The organism is Streptomyces sp. GB4-14 (assembly GCF_022696125.1).
GTDB lineage: Bacteria > Actinomycetota > Actinomycetes > Streptomycetales > Streptomycetaceae > Streptomyces > Streptomyces werraensis.
This window is the reverse complement of sequence record NZ_RZHO01000002.1, coordinates 1,392,944-1,414,092: the sequence shown is the minus strand read 5'-3', so window position 1 is coordinate 1,414,092 and position 21,149 is coordinate 1,392,944. Positions and strand designations below refer to the sequence as shown.

The window sequence follows — 21,149 nt, the reverse complement described above, 5'->3', positions numbered from 1 at the left end:
CAGACCGGCCGGCGATCCGGCCGGTGAAGGGAGTGTTTATCGTCAGGCAGACGACTATGATCGCCGCATGCCCTACGACCCGTCAGCCTTTCCGCCTTTCGCCGTCACCGTGGACCTGGTCGTGCTCACCGTGCGACGTCACGCTCTGTGTGCACTGGCGGTGCGCAGGGGCGAGCCCCCGTTCCAGGGGCGCTGGGCACTGCCCGGAGGCTTCGTGCGGGCCGACGAGGATCTGGCGCAGGCGGCGGCGCGGGAGCTGGCCGAGGAGACGGGGCTGCGGGTTCATGATCCGGCCATCCCCGCCCAGGACCACGGCGCCCACCTCGAGCAGCTGGCCACGTACGGGGACCCCAAGCGTGACCCGCGCATGCGGGTGGTGAGCGTCGCGCACCTGGCGCTCGCCCCGGACCTGCCCGCACCCCGGGCGGGCGGCGACGCCAGCAACGCGCGCTGGGCGCCGGTGGACGAGCTGCTGGAACAGGGCGGCTACGGCAGGGACGGCGAGCCGGTGGCGCCGCTCGCCTTCGACCACGCCCAGATCCTCTCGGACGGGGTGGAGCGCGCCCGCTCGAAGATCGAGTACTCCTCGCTGGCGACGGCGTTCTGCCCACCGGAGTTCACCGTCGGTGAGCTGCGCCGGGTCTACGAGGCCGTCTGGGGCGTGGCGCTCGACCCGCGGAACTTCCACCGCAAGGTGACGGGCACCCCGGGCTTCCTGGTGCCCACCGGCGGCACCACCACCCGGCAGGGCGGCCGTCCCGCCCAGCTCTTCCGGGCCGGCGGCGCCACCCTGCTCAACCCGCCCATGCTGCGCCCTGAGGTCTGACACAGGAAGGGGCCGGCTCCGGGACGCGTTCCCGGACCGTCTCCTCCCGTGCAACGGGCCCTGTGGTGCCCGAAAAACCCGATATGGCGCGCTATCTTGCATCGGGTGATCCAGGCCATCGGACTGACCAGCATCTCCCGCAAAGAGCAGCCGCCCGCAGTCGACAACGTCTCCTTCGAGGCGCACGCGGGCCGCTTCACCGCGTTGCTCGGAGCACCGGGCGCGGGCAAGACGACGGCGTTGAGACTCATGCTGGAGCTCCAACGCGGGCGGGGGATCACCTACTTCAGAGGCCGCCCCCTGCACCGGATCCCGCACCCCGCGCACGAGGTCGGTGTGGTGCTGGGCGACGTGCCGGGGCACCCTGCCCGCTCGGTCCGCGGACATCTCCGCATGCTGTGCGCGGCCTCGGGGGTCCCGGCCCGGCGCGCGGACGAAGTGCTCGAAGCGGTGGGCCTGGTGAGCCTGCGCGACGAGCGCCTCGGCACCCTGTCGCGAGGTATGGACCGTCGTCTGGGCCTGGCCTGCGCCCTCCTGCCGGACCCGCACACCCTCGTGCTCGACGACCCCGCGGGAGGGCTCGCGGTGGGGGAGCGGCGCTGGCTGTACGACATGCTGCGGGAACACGCGGCGCAGGGCGGGACGGTGCTGTGCAGCACGGCCGATCCCAAGGAGGCGGCGCGGTTCGCCGATCACGTGGTCACGTTGGACGGCGGACGGGTCGTCGCCGACCAGCGTGCCGCCGACTTCGCCCGCACGCGGCTGCGCCCGCGCGTCGTCGTCCGCAGTCCGCACGCAGCCCGCCTTTCCGCGCTGCTCGCCCGGCGGGCCCGTTCCACGCAACGGTCCGTGGAGGTCGTACGCGAGGGCGGCAACCGCCTCTGCGTCTACGGCAGTACCTGCGCCGAGGTGGGGGAGACGGCCTTCCGGAACGGCATCGTCGTGCATCAACTGGCGGACGAGACCGGGGACATGGGGCCGGGGGCCGGCACGGACACGAAAGCCTCGCCGGCACCGGAGTCCCAGCCCTCCGCTGCGACCGACGCTCGGCCCGGTCCCGACCCGGAGCCCGGAGCCGCAGCAGTCCCCAACCCCAGCCCCACCCCCGGCCCCAACCCCGAGCCGGAAACCGGAACACCCGCACCCGAGCCCGTCCCCGCCGTGTCACCCCAGCCGGAGCCACCCCGGGAGGCGCCCGGCGACGGCACCCCCCGGCCGACGCCACCACGGCAACCCGCCCCACCCCGCCCCACCACCGTCACCCTCCCGCCCCCCGTCCTCGTCCGTCCCGCACCCACCCCGCTGCGGCCGGTCCGCTACGAGATCCGCCGGGCCACCGGGGTGCCCACGGGGTACGTCGTGGGGGCGTGCGTCCTCGCCGTGTCCGCCCTCACCGCCGTGCTGCTGGCCCGCATCGGTCACACCCCGCAGCCGCGGCTGCTGGCCGCCTGGCCCGTGGAGGCGCCGCTGCCGCCCGCCGCGCTCGGGGCGGGTCTGCTCGGCGCGCTGGCGTTCGGCGACGAGTTCCGCCACCCCGCGCTCGCCGTGGACCGGGGGACGGTCCCCAGGAGGCTCGGCCTGCTGACCGCGAAGCTCTTCGTCGCCTCGCTGAGCGCCCTCGCCCTGGCCGTGCTGACCGTCGGCTGCACCGCCGAACTGCTCTATCTCGTCTACGGAAGCGAGCTGGTCGCGCTCCCGGCGGACTGGCCCGCACTCACCGCCGGGTGGCTCGCCCTGGTCACGGGCTGCGCGTGGGCCGGGGTGCTGGCCGCAGGCGTGTTCCGGTCCACCACGGCGGGGCTGGCCGCCGTCGTCGCCGTGCCGCTTCTCGTCGTACCCGCCGTGCACAAGATCACGGAGGGGCCCTCGACGCGCGGTCCGGCGCCGTTCGGCGGGCGGTTGCGGGACGGGCTTCCGCTGCGCTGGCCCTTCGGGGGTGAGCAGCACCTGGAGGCGCTGCTGCGGCTGCTGGCCCAACCCGTGGGCGGGGCCATGGCGTTGTCGGTGTCGGTGCTCCTGTGCGCGTACGCGTTCACGGGTCTGCGAGGCCGAGTCCGATGACGTCCGATGACGATCGGGATTGTGCTTCTCGGGCTCCCTCTGATCGTAACTCCCCGTGAAAAGCTCATTTCTTTCCGATAAGGCGTCAATTGCGACGAGGTGAGCGATCACCCTTTCGTGTGCTTTTCACCAAAGACCTCAAGGGAGTTGGAGCCGACGCCGACAAAGGATGCGTGAGTACCCTTGCGCACACCATGATGACCGCCGCCCGCTCCGCCGACTCCGGCCTCGCGACCCCGGGCGAACTCGACCGCTACCCCTACGCGGAGGCGCCCGGCACCGACCGGGGCGCCGCATGGGACACGGCGGAGCCGGATCTGGGCCGCGTGGGCCGGCGGACCGCGGGCAGCCGCGGACGCGGGCTGCACGGGCAACTGGTCCAGCAGCTGGGACAGATGATCGTTTCCGGTGACCTGGGCGCCGACCGCCCGCTGGTGCCCGAGGAGATCGGCCAGCGTTTCGAGGTGTCCCGTACCGTCGTCCGCGAGTCGCTCCGCGTCCTGGAGGCCAAGGGCCTGGTCAGCGCCCGGCCGAACGTGGGCACGCGGGTGCGCCCGGTCAGCGACTGGAACCTTCTCGACCCGGACATCATCGAGTGGCGGGCCTACGGGCCGCAGCGGGACGACCAGCGCCGGGAGCTGAGCGAGCTGCGCTGGACGATCGAGCCGCTCGCCGCGCGCCTGGCGGCCGGACACGGCCGGGAGGACGTCCAGCAGCGGCTGACCGACATGGTGGAGATCATGGGGCACGCCCTCGGACAGGGCGACGCGCTGACCTTCGCCCGGGCGGACAACGAGTACCACTCCCTGCTCATCCAGGTCGCCGGCAACCGCATGCTGGAGCATCTGTCCGGCATCGTGTCCGCCGCCCTCCAGGTGTCGGGCGGCCCGGTCACCGGCTGTGAGCGGCCGAACGAAACCTCGCTGGCCCACCACGCCCGGATCGTCGACGCCCTCGCCGGCGGCGACGGAGCAGCGGCCGAGGCGGCCATGCGGCAACTTCTCACGGTCCACCCCGAGGTGGAGCGCGTGGTGCCCGCACCGCGCGAGCACTGACCGCATTTCCCTGATGGCGCGGTCCGGCCTGCCATCCCCCTCCTGTGGCAGAGCCGCGTCCGTGAGCCGTTCCCCGTCGGACCCTGCGGAGCCGTCGACGGTTCCGCAGGGTCCGACGGTACGCAACACTTGCTCCGGCCCGGGGTGGCGACCGCCTCACCCCAGGTGCACGCTTCTGTCCTCATCTGTCAGGTTTTGACCGGTTGTGGGGTGTGACTCGGGCCACGCGGGACGGGCGTAACGCTCCTGGGAAGAACGCGATGACCTAAGAGGTGACAGCCGCGGAGGGAATACGGACGCCGTTCACGGCGCTGTGCATCTCCCCGGCCCCCGCCCGCGCCGTCGGCCCATCCCCAAGCCGGCGGTCGGCCCCTGTCCACTGTGGACGGGGCCGGAAGCCGTTTTCCAACGTTCCGAGAGGTTGTTCGTGTCGGCCAGCACATCCCGTACGCTCCCGCCGGAGATCGCCGAGTCCGTCTCTGTCATGGCGCTCATCGAGCGGGGAAAGGCTGAGGGGCAGATCGCCGGCGATGACGTGCGTCGGGCCTTCGAAGCTGACCAGATTCCGGCCACTCAGTGGAAGAACGTACTGCGCAGCCTCAACCAGATCCTCGAGGAAGAGGGTGTGACGCTGATGGTCAGTGCCGCAGAGCCCAAGCGCACCCGCAAGAGCGTCGCAGCGAAGAGTCCCGCCAAGCGCACCGCCACCAAGACCGTGGCGGCCAAGACGGCGACCCCCAGAAAGGCCACCGCCGCCGCGTCCGCGGCTCCGGCCGCCGACGCGGCCGCCGAGGAGGAGGCGGCGCCCGCGAAGAAGGCGGCCGCCAAGAAGACCACCGCCAAGAAGACGGCGGCGAAGAAGACCACGGCCAAGAAGACCGCCGCGAAGAAGACCACGGCCAAGAAGGACGACGCCGAGCTGGTCGACGAGGAGGTCCTCGAGGAGACCAAGGTCGCGGACGAGCCCGAGGGCACCGAGGCCGCGGGCTTCGTGCTGTCCGACGAGGACGAGGACGACGCGCCGGCCCAGCAGGTCGCCGCCGCGGGCGCCACCGCCGACCCGGTCAAGGACTACCTCAAGCAGATCGGCAAGGTCCCCCTGCTCAACGCCGAGCAGGAGGTCGAGCTCGCCAAGCGCATCGAGGCGGGCCTGTTCGCCGAGGACAAGCTGGCGAACTCCGACAAGCTGGCGCCGAAGCTGAAGCGCGAGCTGGAGATCATCGCGGAGGACGGCCGCCGGGCCAAGAACCACCTGCTGGAGGCCAACCTCCGACTGGTGGTCTCCCTGGCCAAGCGCTACACCGGCCGCGGCATGCTGTTCCTGGACCTCATCCAGGAGGGCAACCTCGGTCTGATCCGCGCGGTCGAGAAGTTCGACTACACCAAGGGCTACAAGTTCTCCACGTACGCCACCTGGTGGATCCGTCAGGCGATCACCCGCGCCATGGCCGACCAGGCCCGCACCATCCGTATCCCGGTGCACATGGTCGAGGTCATCAACAAGCTCGCGCGCGTCCAGCGCCAGATGCTCCAGGACCTGGGCCGTGAGCCCACCCCGGAGGAGCTGGCCAAGGAGCTCGACATGACCCCTGAGAAGGTCATCGAGGTCCAGAAGTACGGTCGCGAGCCCATCTCCCTGCACACCCCGCTGGGCGAGGACGGCGACAGCGAGTTCGGTGACCTCATCGAGGACTCCGAAGCCGTCGTCCCGGCCGACGCCGTCAGCTTCACGCTGCTGCAGGAGCAGCTGCACTCCGTGCTCGACACCCTGTCGGAGCGCGAGGCGGGCGTCGTCTCGATGCGGTTCGGTCTCACCGACGGTCAGCCGAAGACCCTCGACGAGATCGGCAAGGTGTACGGCGTCACGCGTGAGCGGATCCGTCAGATCGAGTCGAAGACCATGTCGAAGCTGCGTCACCCGTCGCGTTCGCAGGTGCTGCGCGACTACCTCGACTAGGACGTCGCTCCCGCCGCGACGGCCTGTCGCGCGCCGCTGTCCGTGAAGGCCCGGCCCCCTCCGAGGGGCCGGGCCTTCACCCTGTCGCGCGGGTGCGGACGGTGACCACTTCCCTCACTGTGGGTGTCCAAGGTTCACCCCAGTGTGAGGAGCGTGCATGCGACGTCGACTTGCCAGGGCCCTGGCCCGGCCGCTGACCCTCGTGGCTGCGGGGACCGTCATACCGCTGGCCTCGGCCGCTCCGGCGGCCTCCGACAGCGTCGTCGTCGGTGGCTTCCCCGTCGATGTGTCACAGAGTCCGTACACCGTGGCGCTCTCCAGTCGTGACCGGTTCGGCGGTGCGCGGGCGGGCCAGTTCTGCGGGGGTGTGGCGGTCGGACGGACCACGGTGCTCACCGCCGCCCACTGCATGGACCCGGAAGTGCTCGGCGCCGCCCCGGAGCGGGTGCGCGACCTCAAGGTCATAGCCGGGCGGAGCGAGCTGCTCTCGGAGAGCGGCCAGGAGGTCGCCGTGCGCAAGGTCTGGGTGAACCCGGACTACGACGGTGACACCAACTCCGGCGACTTCGCCGTGCTCGGCCTTGCCGAGCCGCTCCCCGTCGCCTCGGTCATAGGCATGGCCGGGCCGGGCGACCCGGCGTACCGCGCGGGCACGCCGGCCACGGTCTACGGCTGGGGGGACACCACCGGCTCCGGCAGCTACGCCGGCAGCCTGCACGGAGCGCGCGTACGGGTGCAGCCCGACGCCCTCTGCGAGAAGGCGTACTCCGGGGGCTCCAACGGCACCTACCGCGCCGAGACGATGCTGTGCGCGGGTGAGGTGGCCGGTGGCCGGGACGCCTGCCAGGGCGACAGCGGGGGGCCACTGGTCGCCCAGGGCCGGCTCATAGGCCTGGTCTCCTGGGGAGCGGGCTGCGGCTGGGCGGGCAGTCCGGGGGTCTACACCCGCATCTCGGACGTCCTGGACACACTGGGGTGGCCTGCGACGGCACCGGGCTGATAGCGGGCGCCGACGGCTGCTGTGGAGCCCGGGCGGTGCCGCCCCTCCTTGCCCGACGGGGACGGCTCGGAACGCGTGAGCAGCGCCTGCGGCCGTCAGGGCGCCACACCACCGCCACAGGCCACGCCCGATGCCCCACGGCACGCTCCCGACGCCTGGCGTGGCGCCAGCCGCCGTCAGTCCTCGACGGGCAGTCGCATGCAGCCGTCGGGCCGGCACTGCGGAGCTCTGGGCTCCGATAGGCGCTTTCACTCGCGCCCCGGGCGTGCCCGGCCATCTCACAGGCCCCGGCGCCTGACGCCCTGGCCCCCGACCTCAGCGGCAGCGTGAACGCAGACGGGCGGCGTCCTCCGCAAGGGGAGGACGCCGCCCGTTCGCCGGCCTGTGCCGGGCTGGCTGCTCGTCGTCGGACGCGAAGTGTCAGCGCTCCTCGTCAGGAGTGGCCTTCGGAGCGGTCAGCCGCTCCGTCTCGTCCTGTATCTCAGCGGCGATCTTCTTGAGTTCCGGCTCGAACTTGCGACCGTGGTGGGCGCAGAAGAGCAGTTCTCCACCGCTCAGCAGGACGACGCGCAGGTATGCCTGGGCGCCGCAGCGGTCGCAGCGATCGGCGGCCGTCAGCGGGCTCGCGGGGGTCAGAACAGTAGTCACGTCGCCTCTTCTCTAGCTCGACGAGCTGTCGTACCAGGGTCAACATCCAACCAGCCCCAAAACGTTCCCGCTCGAGGCTTTTCCTCGAAAAAAATCTCCGAGGCGGCCGGCTGCTGCCGGTTGGCGGCGAATGTGCCGTAGTGCGTGTCTCTGTGTCGTACGGATTCGCGTTGTATCGGTGGTCGGCCCTCCCGGCTGGGTTGCCGGTTGTTCATGAGGACGTGCCCGGAGCCTAAATGGTTCATGCCTCGATGGGAACGTGATGTGTGCTTCACTCCATCGAGGGATCGAACACCCATGCGACTCTCGACTAGGGTGGGACCGGGACGAGGGTGGCGTTACAACGGCTCTACCAGGCCTCGGTACCCTCTCACCGGTGAACCAAGCCGCGCCCTTACCCATCGGGGCCCCATTTGAAATTCAGCGAGGAGCGAACCGCGTGACCGCCGAGACGTCCGTGCCGTCGTCCACAGCGCTGCTGGCAGGAGCAGACCGGGACGGTTCCAACTACACCGCGCGGCACCTGCTCGTCCTCGAGGGGCTCGAGGCCGTGCGCAAGCGCCCGGGTATGTACATCGGGTCCACGGACAGCCGTGGCCTGATGCACTGCCTCTGGGAGATCATCGACAACGCCGTGGACGAGGCCCTCGGCGGTTACTGCGACCACATCGAGGTCGTCCTCCACGACGACGGCTCGGTGGAGGTCAAGGACAACGGCCGCGGCATCCCGGTCGACGTCGAGCCCAAGACCGGCCTCTCCGGTGTCGAGGTCGTCATGACCAAGCTGCACGCCGGCGGAAAGTTCGGCGGCGGCTCCTACGCCGCCTCCGGCGGTCTGCACGGCGTCGGCGCCTCCGTGGTGAACGCGCTCTCCGCGCGCCTCGATGTGGAGGTCGACCGCGGGGGGCACACCCATGCGATCAGCTTCCGCCGCGGCGTCCCCGGCGCCTTCTCCGCCCTCGGCCCGGACGCGAAGTTCGAAGCGAAGAGCGGTCTGCGCAAGGCCAAGAAGATCCCGAAGACCCGCAGCGGCACCCGTGTGCGCTACTGGGCCGACCGCCAGATCTTCCTCAAGGACGCCAAGCTCAACCTGGACACCCTGCACGCGCGCGCCCGGCAGACCGCGTTCCTGGTGCCCGGCCTGACCATCGTCGTCCGCGACGAGTACGGGCTCGGCGAGGGCGGCAGCAAGGGCGAGGAATCCTTCCGCTTCGACGGCGGCATCTCCGAGTTCTGCGAGTTCCTCGCCTCCGACCGGCCCGTCTGCGACACGCTCCGCTTCACCGGGCAGGGCTCCTTCAAGGAGACGGTCCCGGTCCTCGACGAGCACGGTCAGATGACGCCCACCGAGGTCACTCGTGAGCTCGGCGTCGACGTGGCGCTGCGCTGGGGCACCGGCTACGAGACGACCGTCAAGTCGTTCGTCAACATCATCGCCACCCCCAAGGGCGGCACCCACGTCGCGGGCTTCGAGCAGGCCGTCGCCAAGACGATGAACGAGGTTCTGCGCGCCAAGAAGATGCTGCGCGTGGCCGAGGACGACGTCGTGAAGGACGACGCTCTCGAGGGCCTCACGGCGGTCGTGACGGTCCGCCTTGCCGAACCTCAGTTCGAAGGCCAGACCAAGGAGGTGCTCGGCACCTCCGCGGCCCGCCGCATCGTGAACAACGTGGTGGCCAAGGAGCTCAAGGCGTTCCTCACCTCCACCAAGCGGGACGCCGCCCAGCAGGCCCGCGTGGTCATGGAGAAGGTCGTCGCCGCGGCCCGTACGCGCATCGCGGCCCGTCAGCACAAGGACGCGCAGCGCCGCAAGACGGCCCTGGAGTCCTCCTCCCTGCCCGCCAAGCTCGCCGACTGCCGCAGCGACGACGTCGACCGCAGCGAGCTGTTCATCGTCGAGGGCGACTCCGCGCTCGGCACGGCGAAGCTGGCCCGGAACTCCGAGTTCCAGGCGCTGCTGCCGATCCGCGGCAAGATCCTCAACGTGCAGAAGTCGTCTGTCACGGACATGCTCAAGAACGCCGAGTGCGGCGCCATCATCCAGGTCATAGGAGCCGGGTCCGGCCGGACCTTCGACATCGACGCGGCGCGCTACGGCAAGATCATCATGATGACCGACGCCGATGTGGACGGCTCCCACATCCGCACGCTGCTCCTGACCCTGTTCCACCGCTACATGCGGCCCATGGTCGAGGCCGGCCGGGTCTTCGCCGCGGTGCCGCCGCTGCACCGCATCGAGATCGTCCAGCCCAAGAAGGGCCAGGACAAGTACGTGTACACGTACTCGGACCGGGAGCTGCGGGACAAGCTCATGGAGCTGCAGAGCAAGGGCATCCGCTACAAGGACTCGATCCAGCGCTACAAGGGTCTCGGCGAGATGGACGCCGACCAGCTGGCCGAGACCACGATGGACCCGCGCCACCGCACCCTGCGCCGGATCAACCTCACCGACCTCGAGGCCGCCGAGCAGGTCTTCGACCTTCTCATGGGCAACGACGTCGCGCCGCGCAAGGAGTTCATCTCCAGCTCCGCCGCCACGCTGGACCGCTCCCGCATCGACGCCTAGGAGTGCCGGGACCGAGGGGCGCCGTTCCGACCGGGACGGCGCCCTTTACCCGCCCTCCAGGGCCCCTGGCACGCCCCGGTCACCTGATGGGGTGAAGCAGTACGAGAAGAAGAGTCAGGGAACTTCCCGTTCTGTCCATCCTTGGGCATGCAGCGAAGCAACGCGGGGGACGTGACCTACGACGATCCCTGGTACGACGCCCTGGCCTCGGGCTGGGGCGAATCGGTCCCGGCCGTGGCACTGCCGCAGGCCCGGCCCGAACCGGACGCCGTCGCACCCGCGGCGGCCGACATCTACCTCGAGGTGCAGCGCAGCGCGGCCTTCCAGGAAGTACGCCGCCGCTACCGGCGGTTCGTGGTCCCCGGAGCCGTCGCCTTCCTCCTCTGGTACGTCGCGTACGTCGTCACCGCCACCACCGTCCCCGGACTGATGGCGCGCCCCGTCGCGGGCGCGGTGAACGTCGGGATGCTCGCCGGTCTCGGCCAGTTCCTCACCACCTTCCTGCTCACCTGGGCCTACGTCCGCCACGCCCGCCTGCGGCGCGACCGCGCGGCGCTCGAACTGCGCTGGGACACCCAGGAGCTGGCGCGAGGCAGAGGCGGCGCGTCATGACGACCGACCACCGCACCACCGCTCTGCTGCTGTTCAGCGCGTTCGTCGCCGTCACCCTGATCATCACCACCTGGGTGAGCCGCCACCGTCAGGGCTCCGCCGAGGAGTTCTACGCGGGCAACCGCCTCTTCTCGCCGATGGAAAATGGTTTTGCCATCGCCGGCGACTACATGTCGGCCGCCTCCTTCCTCGGCATCTCCGGACTCATCGCCCTCGTCGGCTACGACGGGATGCTCTACTCGGTGGGCTTCCTCGTGGCCTGGCTGGTGGTGCTGTTCCTGGTCGCCGAACTGGTCCGCAACTGCGGCCGGTTCACACTCGCCGACGTGGTCGCCTCCCGGATGCGGGAGCGGCCGGTGCGCATCGCCGCCGGCACCTCCTCCGTCGCCGTCTCCGTGTTGTACCTGGTGGCGCAGATGGTCGGCGCGGGCAGTCTCGTCGCGCTCCTCCTCGGCGGCACCGGCGAGGCCGTACAGGCCTGGACCGTGGTCGGCGTCGGCGCGCTGATGGTGATCTACGTGTCGCTCGGCGGCATGCGCGCCACCACCTGGATCCAGATCGTCAAGGCGGTCCTCCTGCTCGGCGGCACCGTCACGCTGACCGTCCTCGTGCTGCTGCGCTTCCACGGGGACGTCAACCGCCTGCTGCACACCGCCGCCGAACGCAGCGGCCACGGCGACGCGTTCCTCGCCCCCGGCCTGGCCTACGGCGGCGACTGGACCGCCCGCTTCGACTTCATCAGCCTCGGACTCGCCCTGGTGCTCGGCACGGCGGGCCTGCCGCACATCCTGTCCCGCTTCTACACCGTCCCCACGGCGCGCGCCGCCCGGCGGTCCGTGGTCTGGGCGATCGGACTGATCGGCGGCTTCTACCTGATGACCATCGTGCTGGGCTTCGGCGCCGCCGCGCTCATCGGCCCGGACGCCGTGCGCGCCTCGCACGCGTCGGGCAACACGGCGGTCCCGCTGCTCGCGCTCGACCTGGGCGGCGGCGCCGGCACCACCGGCGGCACGGTCCTCTTCGCGGTCGTGGCCGCCGTCGCCTTCGCCACCATCCTCGCCGTGGTCGCCGGGATCACGCTCGCCTCCTCGGCGTCCGTCGCCCACGACCTGTACGCCTCCCTGCGCCGGCCCGGCGGCAAGCCCCGCAGCGAGGTCGCCGTCGCGCGCGCCGCCGCCGTCGGCATCGGCGTCGTAGCGATCGCCCTCGGCCTGCTGGCCCGCGACCTCAACGTCGCGTTCCTCGTCGGCCTGGCCTTCGCCGTCGCCGCGTCCGCGAACCTGCCCGTCCTGCTCTACTCGCTGTTCTGGCGCGGCTTCACCACCCGCGGCGCCGTGTGGTCCGTCTACGGCGGTCTGATCCCGGCGGTGGTGCTCGTGATGCTGTCCCCGGTGGTGTCCGGCAGCCCCGACTCCCTGTTCCCCGGCCTCGACCTCCAGCTCTTCCCGCTGCAGAACCCGGGACTGGTCTCCATCCCGCTGGGCTTCCTCTCCGGCTGGCTCGGCACGGTCACCTCCGCCGAGGCCCCCGACGAGGCCCGCCACGCCGAGACCGAGGTGCGCTCGCTGACGGGCGCGGGCGCGACCTAGCGGACGGGGCCGCCGCCCGGAGACGTACGGCGCCGGCATCCGTAGGGGAGAGGGGCACGGTTCCTTCCCCCGCCCCCATGGACCGTGTCTCAGGCGCGGGTCGCCCACACGTAACGGTGTTCCGGGCGGCCCGCGTCCCCGTACCGCAGGGTCAGCGTGGCCCGTCCCGTGCGCTCCAGCAGCTTCAGATAGCGCTGGGCGGTCTGGCGGCTCACCCCGGTGCGTTCGGCGATCTCCTGGGCCGACAGCGGCCCTTCGGCGGCCCTCAGCGCCCGCCGTACGAGGTCCGCCGTGGTAGGGGAGTGCCCCTTGGGCAGCTGCGGCTCGGTCGCCTCCGACAGCGCGCCGAAGATGCGGTCGACCTCCGCCTGCTCCGCCTCGCCGCCTCCGTCCAGGGTGCGGCGCAGCCGCGCGTACGCCTCCAGCTTGCCGCGCAGCCCCGCGAAGGCGAACGGCTTGACCAGGTACTGCAGCGCCCCGTGCCGCATCGCCGCCTGCACGGTCGCCACGTCCCGGGCGGCCGTCACCATGATCACGTCGGCCTGGTGGCCGCGCCGCCGCATCTCCCGGACGACGTCGAGACCCGTCCGGTCGGGCAGATAGTGGTCCATGAGGACGAGATCCACCCGGGGCAGCGTCTCCACCCGCTCCAGCGCCTCGGCCGCGCTGTGCGCCGGGAGTACGGCGTGGAAGCCGGGCACCTTGTCGACGTAGGCCGCGTTGACCTGCGCCACCCGGACGTCGTCGTCCACGACCAGGACCTCGATCACCGCGCCCCCTCGGGTCCGGCCTTCTGGGAAGAGGCGCCCGTGAGGGCGGCCGGCGGCTCCGGCTCGCTCAGCGCCTCCGGCAGGACGACGGTGAACTCGGCGCCCCCGCCCGGCGCCTCACCCACGCGGGCGTCGCCCCCGTGCCGGTGCGCGAGCCGGCGCACCAGCGGCAGACCGATACCGCGCTCGCGGTGGCCGGGCGGCTCCTTGGTGGACCAGCCCTCGGTGAAGATCAACTCCCGCTGCCCGGGCGGGACACCAGGGCCGGTGTCCCGCACCACGAGCACCGCCGTGCGGCCCTCCGCGCGCAACTCGACCTCCACGCGCGCGTCGGGCGTGCCGGCGACGGCGTCGAGCGCGTTGTCCACCAGGTTGCCCACCACGGTCACCAGCCCGCGCGGATCGACCAGCCGGTCCGGCAGGCGCGACCGGTCCGACAGCCGCAGCACCGCTCCGCGCTCGGCCGCCACCGTCGCCTTGCCCACCAGCAGCGCCGCCAGCAGCGGGTCCCGGATCCGCTCCGTGACCTGCTCCGACGTCGCCCGGTGGTCGCCCACCACCTCGCCGACGAACTCCACCGCGTCCTCGTACATCTCCAGCTCCAGCAGCCCCAGCAGGGTGTGCATACGGTTCGCGTGCTCGTGGTCCTGGGCGCGCAGCGCGTCGATCAGGCCGCGTGTGGAGTCGAGCTCCCGGCCCAGCCGGTCCAGCTCGGTCCGGTCGCGCAGGGTGGCCACGGCGCCTCCGTCGTCCGTCGGCATACGGTTCGCGACCAGCACGCGATGTCCGCGGACCGTGAGCAGGTCGGTGCCGGTCACCCGCCCCGCCAGCACGTCGGCCGTGCGGCCCGCGCCCAGCGCCTCGTCCGGCGAGCTGCCGACGGCCTCCTCGCCGATGCCCAGCAGCCGCTGCGCCTCGTCGTTCAGCAGCCGGACACGCCCGTCACGGTCCAGGGCCACGACGCCCTCCCGGATGCCGTGCAGCATCGCCTCGCGCTCCGCGAGCAGTGCGGCGATGTCGGAGAAGGCCAGGTCGCGGGTCTGCCGCTGGACCCGCCGGGAGATCAGCCAGGCCGCGAGCGCGCCCACCGCGAGGGCGCCGCCCGCGTAGGCGAGCAGTCCCGGGATGGCGTGGATCAGCCGCGCGCGGACGCTGTCGTACGCGATGCCGACCGACACCGCGCCGATCACCTCGCCGTCGGCGTCACGCAGCGGGACCTTGCCGCGCGCGGAGCGGCCCAGGGTGCCCTCGTCGATCTCCATGACCTCACGGCCGGCCAGCGCCTGACCGGGGTCGGTGGACACCAGGCCGCCGATCCGCTCCGGGTCGGTGTGCGACCAGCGCACGCCCCGCCGGTCCAGCACCACCACGTACTCCGCGCCGGTGGCCCGCCGGATCCGCTCCGCCTCCCGCTGCACCGGCCCGTCGGCCGTGGGTTCCGTGGCCCGCAGGTCCTCGGCGATCTGCGGCTGCTGGGCGGTGGTCTGCGCGATCGCCAGGGCGCGGCGCATCGCCTGGTCGTCCAGCTGCTCGCCGAGCGGCGCGAGGAACAGTCCGGTCGCCAGGACGGCGACGCCCGCCGCGATCGCCACCTGCATCAGCAGGACCTGGGAGAACACCCGCCGCGGCAGGCCGAGGCGCAGACGGCGAGCGGGGGTCGTGGGGGTCATGCCCCGACGGTACGTGGGGAAGGCGGGGGTGCCGTAGAGGGTGTGACGTGCTTCTCGTGGGGGTCAACCGGCCACGGTCGCGTGGGTGAGGGCACGGACGCCGACGACGTCCATCCGCGCGGGCGAGCCGAGCACCGAGCCGCAGCTCTCCGGACGGGGCGGCAGGGAGGCGCCCTGGGCGACCTCGACGCGCCACCGTCGCCCGTCCACGTGCGCGACGGTCACCTCCCAGCGGGGCGCCGCGCCCTCGGTCCGTACGACGCTCAGCGCCTGCGCGGCGTCCTCGCGCACGGCGCGCCGCACGGCCAGCTCGGCCGCCTGGCCGGGCCGCTCCCACGCGGAGCCGCCCCGGCATCCCTCGGTGACGATCCGGCCCTCCTGCACGCCGTGCAGCACCTCCTTGACCGCGTGCGCCTCCGCCCGCCCGTACGCGTAGCCGTACGGCAGCACCAGCACGGTGGGGGAGAAGCGGTGACCGCCGAGGTGGGTGACCTCCCAGACGCCTTCGACGCCGGACGAGGCCAGTTCGGCCGCGAGGGGCCTGCCGAGCAGGGCGCAGCAGCGGTCGCGCTTGCCGTTGGTGCAGACGAGGGCGAGAGGGTCGCCGTCGTGGGGGGCGCCGCCCAGCGCCGCGTCGAAGCCGTCGGCCTGACCGCGGCCGAGCGCCGGGAAGTCGAGGCCGAGCAGGCGGGCGGGGTCGGTGGTGGTCGCGGAGTGCAGCCAGACGTTGCCCGGGACGGTGTGGGCGACGTACACGCGACGTGTGGCGGGCATGCGGCTGTCCGCGTGGCGTCCGGGACGCCTTATGAGGGCGATGCGTACGCCGGTGCCCTTGGCGGCGGCCTCCAGGGCGCGGCCCAGGGCGGGGTCGAGGTGGCTGGACGTGAGCGCCTTGGCACCCCACGGGCCGGGCTGCTCCAGCAGCAGCCAGGTCCTCGCGGTCGCCGCGGTTCCCGCGACGGGCTCGTCGAGCTCGCGGGAGACGGTAGAGCACGTGCTACTCACACAGGTGAGCCTAACCTGAGTTCCACTTCGGCGCCTTGTCGGCCCACTCGCGCTTGAGGCGCATTGCCTCGATCGGCCTCGGAAGCGTTCCTGGCGCCTTACGGACGTATCCCGGGCTGACGCGCGAGATCACCCTCGCGGGTGATAGAAGAACCCTCTAGTGCGTTGTGTCCGCTGAGGCTGAGCGTGCCGTTGTGTTCGTCGTGGTCCATGACCTGTCACGATGGCGCCGCCGCGGGCGTAGGCGCTCGTGCCTTGAGAGCAGAGGAAATTGAACAGTGAGTCAGATCATCCGCCGTCTCGGTGTCGCTCCGCGTTACCGAGGCAGCACGAATGGTGCGACGTGTCCCGACCTCTTCGAGCTGGCCGACGGGAACTTCGCCGTTATTGGCACGGACGCCACTGATTCGCTCGAGTCCCAGCTGCCAGAGGATGCCGCTCGTGCCGACTACGAGCGCATCGTCGTCATCACCAGGGAAACCCTGATCAAGGCGAAGGCGGACATCCCGGACGCGTAGGTCACGTCTCGGTGGGTGGGGTGCCCACCACCCACCATTCGTCGGTATCTGCCTCGTCCAGTTGCGACAGCAAGTCGTCGATCATCTCACCGAGCTTGGCTTCTTCCGTTCCTCGGAGGCTGGCGCGTTGAGGGCGGGTGGCTTCCCAGTAGTCCCGCATGTGGGGGTTCTGGAACATGCCTCTGGCGTGCATGAAGAACTCGTCCAGTGGGATGTTGCCGATGCGGTAGTAGCAGAGCAGGTTCGTGTACTGAGCGTTGGCGAACAAGTACTGGCGGCGTTTCTGAGCGGAAACGGGTTCCTCGAAGTAATCCAGTACCTCGGCCAGTTCAGGGTCGTCGATCGCTTTGCTCAGCAACTCCCAGTGCTGCCGTTGCTGCATGGCCAGGTTGGCCCGCTGCTGATTGCCGGCCTGTTCTTCCAGGCGCTCCAGACGCCGGTTGATCGCGTCCGACGCGTTCCGCTGTGCCGTCACCGCAGCGATTACCCCTGCAACCATCCCCAGACCGACTGCGGTGACCGACTGGAACCTCCGCAGCCCCACGCTCTTTGTGCCCATGTCAAATACCCCCGATCAGGCCGCCGTCCGCCGGTCGTCGGGTGGTGGGTCGACTTCAGGGAACCGGCGAGCGGTGGGCGGCGCTTGCCGCCTTCCAGGGTGCCGAGCGGCTCTGATCGGCGGGAAGGCGGAGAGGAGGCGCACGGAGGGAAGCGAGGGTCGCACGATCCGGCGCCTTGCCAGACGTCTGCCCCGCGAATGCTGCTAACAATCGTTCACTTCGGGGTCGTTGCGGGTACTCGTATCCTGGGCCGTCAGTCGTTGGTCCGTGCGCACGCCGTCAGCGAGCCGGTGTGCGCACAGGTGTGAGAGGGGTCGTGTGTCGGAGCGGAGCAGCGGGCGGCAGATTCCGGTGGTCGTACTGGCCGGATTCCTCGGCTCGGGAAAGACCACCCTGCTCAACCACCTCCTCCACAGCAGCGGCGGCAGCCGTATCGGGGCGGTCGTGAACGACTTCGGGGCCGTCGAGATCGACGCCATGGCGGTCGCGGGCGCCCTGGGGGACTCGACCGTGTCGCTCGGCAACGGATGCCTCTGCTGTGCCGTCGACGCCAGTGAGCTCGACGAGTACCTCGAGCGGCTCGCCCGCCCCTCCGTCGGCATCGACGTCATCGTCATCGAGGCGAGCGGCCTGGCCGAACCGCAGGAGCTGGTCCGCATGGTGCTCGCCAGCGAGCTGCCGGACATCGTCTACGGCGGGCTCGTCGAGGTCGTCGACGCCGCCGAGTTCGACGACACCAGGGCCGCCCACCCCGGCATCGACCGGCACCTGGCGCTCGCCGACCTCGTGGTCGTGAACAAGACCGACCGGGTGGACGGCCCGGAGCCGGTGCTGAAGACGGTCAGGGACCTCGTCGACCGCGCGGCGGTGGTGCCCGCCGCCCACGGCCGGGTCGACCCGGAGTTCCTCTTCGACTGCCGGCCGAACGAGGAGCGCATCGGGCAGTTGTCCTTCGACGATCTCCACCGGGACGACGACCCCGGGCACGACCATCGCGCTCATCTGCACGCCGGCTACGACAGCCTCTCCTTCGTGTCCGAGCAGCCGCTGGACCCCCGACGTCTCATCGCCTTCCTCGACAGCAGGCCCGCCGGGCTGTACCGCATCAAGGGGTACGTCGACTTCGGCCCGTACGACGCGCGCAACCGGTACGCCGTGCATGCCGTCGGCCGTTTCCTGCGTTTCTACCCGGAACCCTGGCCGGCCGGCGCCGGGCGGGTGACGCAGCTCGTGCTGATCGGGACCGGCCTCGACACCGGCGCCCTGCGCGCCGAGTTGGACGGGTGCGTGAGCGACGGCGCCCCACACACCGACGACGAGGCCGGCATGTGGGGCGTCCTGCGCTACGTCCAGGAGGCCGAGGACCCCGAGGCCTAGACCGGCCCCGCCACCACGGCCACGGTCCTGCCCAGGGACACGCCCGAGCCGTCCCGGCGCGGGTCGATCTCCGGGAGGTCCACCGCCGTGCCGTTCTTCTGCGCCGCGCGCGCCGGGGCGGGGCCCGCCCAGGCCAGGGACAGGCAGTCCTCGCCCTTCAGGAACCGCTGGCAGCGCACACCGCCGGTGGCCCGGCCCTTGCGCGGATACTGGTCGAACGGGGTCAGCTTGGCCGTCGTCTGGACCGAGTCGTCCAGCGTGCCGCGCGAGCCCGCGACGGTGAACACCACGGCGTCCGCCGCCGGGTCGACCGCCGTGAAGCTGATGACCTTCGCACCCTCCCCGAGCTTGATGCCCGTCATACCGCCCGCCGGACGCCCCTGCGGACGCACGATCGAAGCCGGGAAGCGCAGCAGCTGCGCGTCGTCGGTGATGAAGACCAGGTCCTCCTCGCCCGTGCGCAGCTCGGTCGCGCCGACGATCCGGTCGCCCTCCTTGAGGGTGATGACCTCCAGCTCCTCCTTGTTGGAGGGGTAGTCGGGCACCACGCGCTTGACCACGCCCTGCTGGGTGCCGATCGCCAGGCCGGGCGAGGACTCGTCGAGCGTGGTCAGGCACACCACCTGCTCGTCGTCCTCCAGGGACACGAACTCCGCCAGCGGCGCACCGCCCGACAGGTTCGGCACGGGCATCGACTCGGGCAGCTGGGGCAGGTCGATCACGTTGACCCGGAGCAGCCGGCCCGCCGAGGTGACCACGCCGATCTCGCCGCGCGCGGTCGCCGGGACCGCCGAGACGATCACGTCGTGCTTGACGCGCTTGCCGCCGGAGGTGTCGGCGAGCGGCCGGTCGTCGGCGGTGCGCGCCAGCAGTCCCGTGGACGACAGGAGCACCCGGCACGGGGTGTCCGCCACCTGCAGCGGCACCGCGGCCGGGGCGCCGGCCGACTCCAGCAGCAGCGTGCGCCGGTCGTTGCCGAACTTCTTCGCCACCGCGGCCAGTTCCGACGAGACGAGCTTGCGCAGCTCCGCGTCCGACTCCAGGATCCGGGTCAGCTCCTCGATCTCCGCGTTCAGCCGTTCCTTCTCGGCCTCCAGCTCGATCCGGTCGTACTTGGTGAGACGGCGCAGCGGGGTGTCCAGGATGTACTGCGTCTGGACGTCGCTCAGCGAGAAGTGCTCGATGAGCCGCTGCTTGGCCTGCGCCGAGTTCTCGCTGGAGCGGATCAGGCGGATGACCTCGTCGATGTCGAGCAGGGCCGTGAGCAGGCCCTCGACCAGGTGCAGCCGGTCGCGCTTCTTGCCGCGGCGGAACTCCGAGCGGCGGCGCACCACGGTGAAGCGGTGGTCGAGGTAGACCTCGAGCAGCTCCTTGAGGCCGAGGGTGAGGGGCTGGCCGTCCACCAGCGCCACGTTGTTGATGCCGAAGGACTCCTCCATCGGCGTCAGCTTGTACAGCTGCTCCAGCACGGCCTCCGGCACGAAGCCGTTCTTGACCTCGATGACCAGGCGCAGGCCGTGCTCGCGGTCGGTGAGGTCCTTGACGTCGGCGATGCCCTGGAGCTTCTTGGAGCCCACCAGGTCCTTGATCTTGGCGATCACCTTCTCCGGGCCGACCGTGAACGGCAGCTCGGTGACGACCAGGCCCTTGCGGCGCGCCGTCACGTCCTCGACGGTCACCGTCGCGCGGATCTTGAACGTGCCACGGCCGGTCTCGTACGCGTCCCGGATGCCGTTGAGGCCGACGATCCGGCCGCCGGTGGGCAGGTCGGGGCCCGGGACGTGCTTCATCAGGGCGTCGAGGTCGGCGTTGGGGTGCCGGATCAGGTGCCGCGCGGCGGCGACGACCTCACGCAGGTTGTGCGGCGGCATGTTGGTGGCCATGCCGACGGCGATGCCCGAGGCGCCGTTCACCAGGAGGTTGGGGAACGCGGCGGGCAGGGCGACCGGTTCCTGCTCCTGGCCGTCGTAGTTGGGCGCGAAGTCGACCGTGTCCTCGTCGATGGACTCGGTCATCAGACTCGTGGCCTCGGCCATGCGGCACTCGGTGTACCGCATGGCGGCCGGCGGGTCGTCGTTGCCCAGCGAGCCGAAGTTGCCGTGGCCGTCCACCAGGGGCAGGCGCATGGAGAACGGCTGTGCCATGCGGACCAGGGCGTCGTAGATCGACGCGTCGCCGTGCGGGTGCAGCTTTCCCATCACCTCGCCCACCACGCGCGCGCACTTGACGTAGCCGCGCTCGGGCCGCAGGCCCATCTCGTTCATCTGGTAGACGATGCGGCGGTGCACCGGCTTGAGACCGTCACGCGCGTCGGGCAGGGCCCGGGAGTAGATGACCGAGTACGCGTACTCGAGGAAGGAGCCCTGCATCTCGTCGACGACGTCGATGTCGAGGATCTTCTCCTCGTACGGGTCGTCGGGCGGCGGGGTCTTCGTGCTGCGGCGGGCCATCGCTGCCGGCTCCTTGCTGAAGCGTGGGACGGGATCTGACGCGGACCATTGTGGACCTTCGCACTGACAGGGCGGGACCAGGACCCGGGTCCTGCCGCCCGGTTCGGCGCGGTACGGCGGCGCGAGCAGGCTACGCGGCTCCGTCGCCGCGCACTCCGCGGGGTCGCCCTGCGGGCCGCGTCCACATCTCTGCGGGGCGCCCCGCCGACCGCGCCCACGCCTCCGCACGGGGGTCGCCCCTGTGACCGACGCGGCCCCCGCGTGAGCGTGACCCGCTCCCCGCCCGAGCGCGCCACCGTCCCCTCCGCGCCCCGGCGCACACCCCCACCCGCCCGCACCCCAGGCGCACGACGGCGCACCCCAGAGGCGACCCGGCGCACACCCCCCGTCACGCGTCGTGCGCTTCCCTCACCTCCCGCACCCCTCACACCACCCGCCCCACCAGGTTCTCGCTCTCGGCGTAGCGGCCCGGTCCGGGAACTCCA

At 71.4% G+C, this 21,149-nt stretch carries 16 protein-coding genes; 10 read left to right on the top strand and 6 right to left on the bottom strand.

Annotated features, from left to right (window positions below; genetic code table 11):
• The first annotated feature begins 67 nt into the window (after positions 1-67).
• The 5 genes from ELQ39_RS07510 to ELQ39_RS07490 all read left to right on the top strand — a co-directional run bounded on the left by ELQ39_RS07510 (position 68) and on the right by ELQ39_RS07490 (position 6,899).
• Complete coding sequence (locus ELQ39_RS07510) at positions 68-826, top strand: NUDIX hydrolase (protein ID WP_190001021.1); 759 nt, start codon at positions 68-70, stop codon at positions 824-826.
• 105 nt (positions 827-931) lie between these two features.
• Positions 932-2,887, top strand: a complete 1,956-nt coding sequence (locus ELQ39_RS07505; RefSeq protein ID WP_242591452.1) for an ATP-binding cassette domain-containing protein — start codon at positions 932-934, stop codon at positions 2,885-2,887.
• A gap of 173 nt (positions 2,888-3,060) precedes the next feature.
• Positions 3,061-3,942, top strand: coding sequence for a FadR/GntR family transcriptional regulator (locus ELQ39_RS07500; protein WP_190001023.1), 882 nt, complete (start codon positions 3,061-3,063; stop codon positions 3,940-3,942).
• Between the two features lie 427 nt (positions 3,943-4,369).
• On the top strand, positions 4,370-5,899 hold the full coding sequence (locus ELQ39_RS07495; protein ID WP_337662995.1) for an RNA polymerase sigma factor: 1,530 nt from the start codon (positions 4,370-4,372) through the stop codon (positions 5,897-5,899).
• Positions 5,900-6,056: 157 nt separating this feature from the next.
• Positions 6,057-6,899: a S1 family peptidase gene (locus ELQ39_RS07490; RefSeq protein ID WP_225624987.1), complete on the top strand. Its 843-nt coding sequence runs from the start codon at positions 6,057-6,059 to the stop codon at positions 6,897-6,899.
• Between the two features lie 420 nt (positions 6,900-7,319).
• Here ELQ39_RS07490 and ELQ39_RS07485 read toward each other — a convergent pair whose 3' ends face one another.
• The gene (locus tag ELQ39_RS07485; protein WP_048456232.1) at positions 7,320-7,547 is read right to left on the bottom strand and encodes a DUF7455 domain-containing protein; all 228 of its coding nucleotides are present in this window, start codon (positions 7,545-7,547) and stop codon (positions 7,320-7,322) included.
• Between the two features lie 439 nt (positions 7,548-7,986).
• Between ELQ39_RS07485 and ELQ39_RS07480 the strand changes: the two genes are divergently transcribed.
• The 3 genes from ELQ39_RS07480 to ELQ39_RS07470 all read left to right on the top strand — a co-directional run bounded on the left by ELQ39_RS07480 (position 7,987) and on the right by ELQ39_RS07470 (position 12,314).
• A complete protein-coding gene (locus ELQ39_RS07480; RefSeq protein ID WP_242591450.1) occupies positions 7,987-10,113 on the top strand; it encodes a DNA gyrase/topoisomerase IV subunit B in 2,127 nt (708 codons plus the stop codon).
• Positions 10,114-10,260: 147 nt separating this feature from the next.
• A complete protein-coding gene (locus tag ELQ39_RS07475; RefSeq protein ID WP_190001027.1) occupies positions 10,261-10,725 on the top strand; it encodes a DUF485 domain-containing protein in 465 nt (154 codons plus the stop codon).
• Entirely contained in the window at positions 10,722-12,314 is a 1,593-nt protein-coding gene (locus ELQ39_RS07470) for a solute symporter family protein (protein ID WP_242591449.1), read from the top strand. The genes ELQ39_RS07475 and ELQ39_RS07470 overlap by 4 nt, the downstream gene beginning before the upstream one ends.
• 89 nt (positions 12,315-12,403) lie before the next feature.
• On the opposite strand, the gene ELQ39_RS07465 is transcribed toward ELQ39_RS07470, so the two are convergent.
• The 3 genes from ELQ39_RS07465 to ELQ39_RS07455 form a co-directional block, all read right to left on the bottom strand.
• A complete protein-coding gene (locus ELQ39_RS07465) occupies positions 12,404-13,084 on the bottom strand; it encodes a response regulator (protein ID WP_242591448.1) in 681 nt (226 codons plus the stop codon).
• On the bottom strand, positions 13,081-14,754 hold the full coding sequence (locus tag ELQ39_RS07460) for a sensor histidine kinase (RefSeq protein ID WP_242591447.1): 1,674 nt from the start codon (positions 14,752-14,754) through the stop codon (positions 13,081-13,083). Before ELQ39_RS07460 ends, ELQ39_RS07465 begins: the two co-directional genes overlap by 4 nt.
• Before the next feature lie 63 nt (positions 14,755-14,817).
• Positions 14,818-15,759: a sucrase ferredoxin gene (locus ELQ39_RS07455; protein ID WP_242591446.1), complete on the bottom strand. Its 942-nt coding sequence runs from the start codon at positions 15,757-15,759 to the stop codon at positions 14,818-14,820.
• 278 nt (positions 15,760-16,037) lie between these two features.
• Between ELQ39_RS07455 and ELQ39_RS07450 the strand changes: the two genes are divergently transcribed.
• Entirely contained in the window at positions 16,038-16,277 is a 240-nt protein-coding gene (locus ELQ39_RS07450; protein WP_107115401.1) for a hypothetical protein, read from the top strand.
• A gap of 1 nt (position 16,278) precedes the next feature.
• On the opposite strand, the gene ELQ39_RS07445 is transcribed toward ELQ39_RS07450, so the two are convergent.
• The gene (locus tag ELQ39_RS07445) at positions 16,279-16,836 is read right to left on the bottom strand and encodes a DUF6082 family protein (protein ID WP_242591445.1); all 558 of its coding nucleotides are present in this window, start codon (positions 16,834-16,836) and stop codon (positions 16,279-16,281) included.
• 319 nt (positions 16,837-17,155) lie between these two features.
• Here ELQ39_RS07445 and ELQ39_RS07440 point away from each other — a divergent pair, with 319 nt between their 5' ends.
• Positions 17,156-18,214 (top strand): CobW family GTP-binding protein, encoded by a 1,059-nt coding sequence (locus ELQ39_RS07440; RefSeq protein WP_242591444.1) that lies wholly within the window; start codon positions 17,156-17,158, stop codon positions 18,212-18,214.
• On the opposite strand, the gene ELQ39_RS07435 is transcribed toward ELQ39_RS07440, so the two are convergent.
• A complete protein-coding gene (locus tag ELQ39_RS07435) occupies positions 18,211-20,664 on the bottom strand; it encodes a DNA gyrase/topoisomerase IV subunit A (RefSeq protein ID WP_242591443.1) in 2,454 nt (817 codons plus the stop codon). The genes ELQ39_RS07440 and ELQ39_RS07435 overlap by 4 nt on opposite strands.
• Between the last annotated feature and the right edge of the window lie 485 nt (positions 20,665-21,149).

What these genes read in the sequence shown, in the direction of transcription:
- ELQ39_RS07510 (WP_190001021.1), top strand. Translation starts at nt 68, where the DNA reads ATGCCCTACGACCCGTCAGCCTTTCCGCCTTTCGCCGTCACCGTGGAC.
- ELQ39_RS07490 (WP_225624987.1), top strand. Translation starts at nt 6,057, where the DNA reads ATGCGACGTCGACTTGCCAGGGCCCTGGCCCGGCCGCTGACCCTCGTG.
- ELQ39_RS07475 (WP_190001027.1), top strand. Translation starts at nt 10,261, where the DNA reads ATGCAGCGAAGCAACGCGGGGGACGTGACCTACGACGATCCCTGGTAC.
- ELQ39_RS07470 (WP_242591449.1), top strand. Translation starts at nt 10,722, where the DNA reads ATGACGACCGACCACCGCACCACCGCTCTGCTGCTGTTCAGCGCGTTC.
- ELQ39_RS07460 (WP_242591447.1), bottom strand. Translation starts at nt 14,754, where the DNA reads ATGACCCCCACGACCCCCGCTCGCCGTCTGCGCCTCGGCCTGCCGCGG.
- ELQ39_RS07445 (WP_242591445.1), bottom strand. Translation starts at nt 16,836, where the DNA reads ATGGGCACAAAGAGCGTGGGGCTGCGGAGGTTCCAGTCGGTCACCGCA.
- ELQ39_RS07435 (WP_242591443.1), bottom strand. Translation starts at nt 20,664, where the DNA reads ATGGCCCGCCGCAGCACGAAGACCCCGCCGCCCGACGACCCGTACGAG.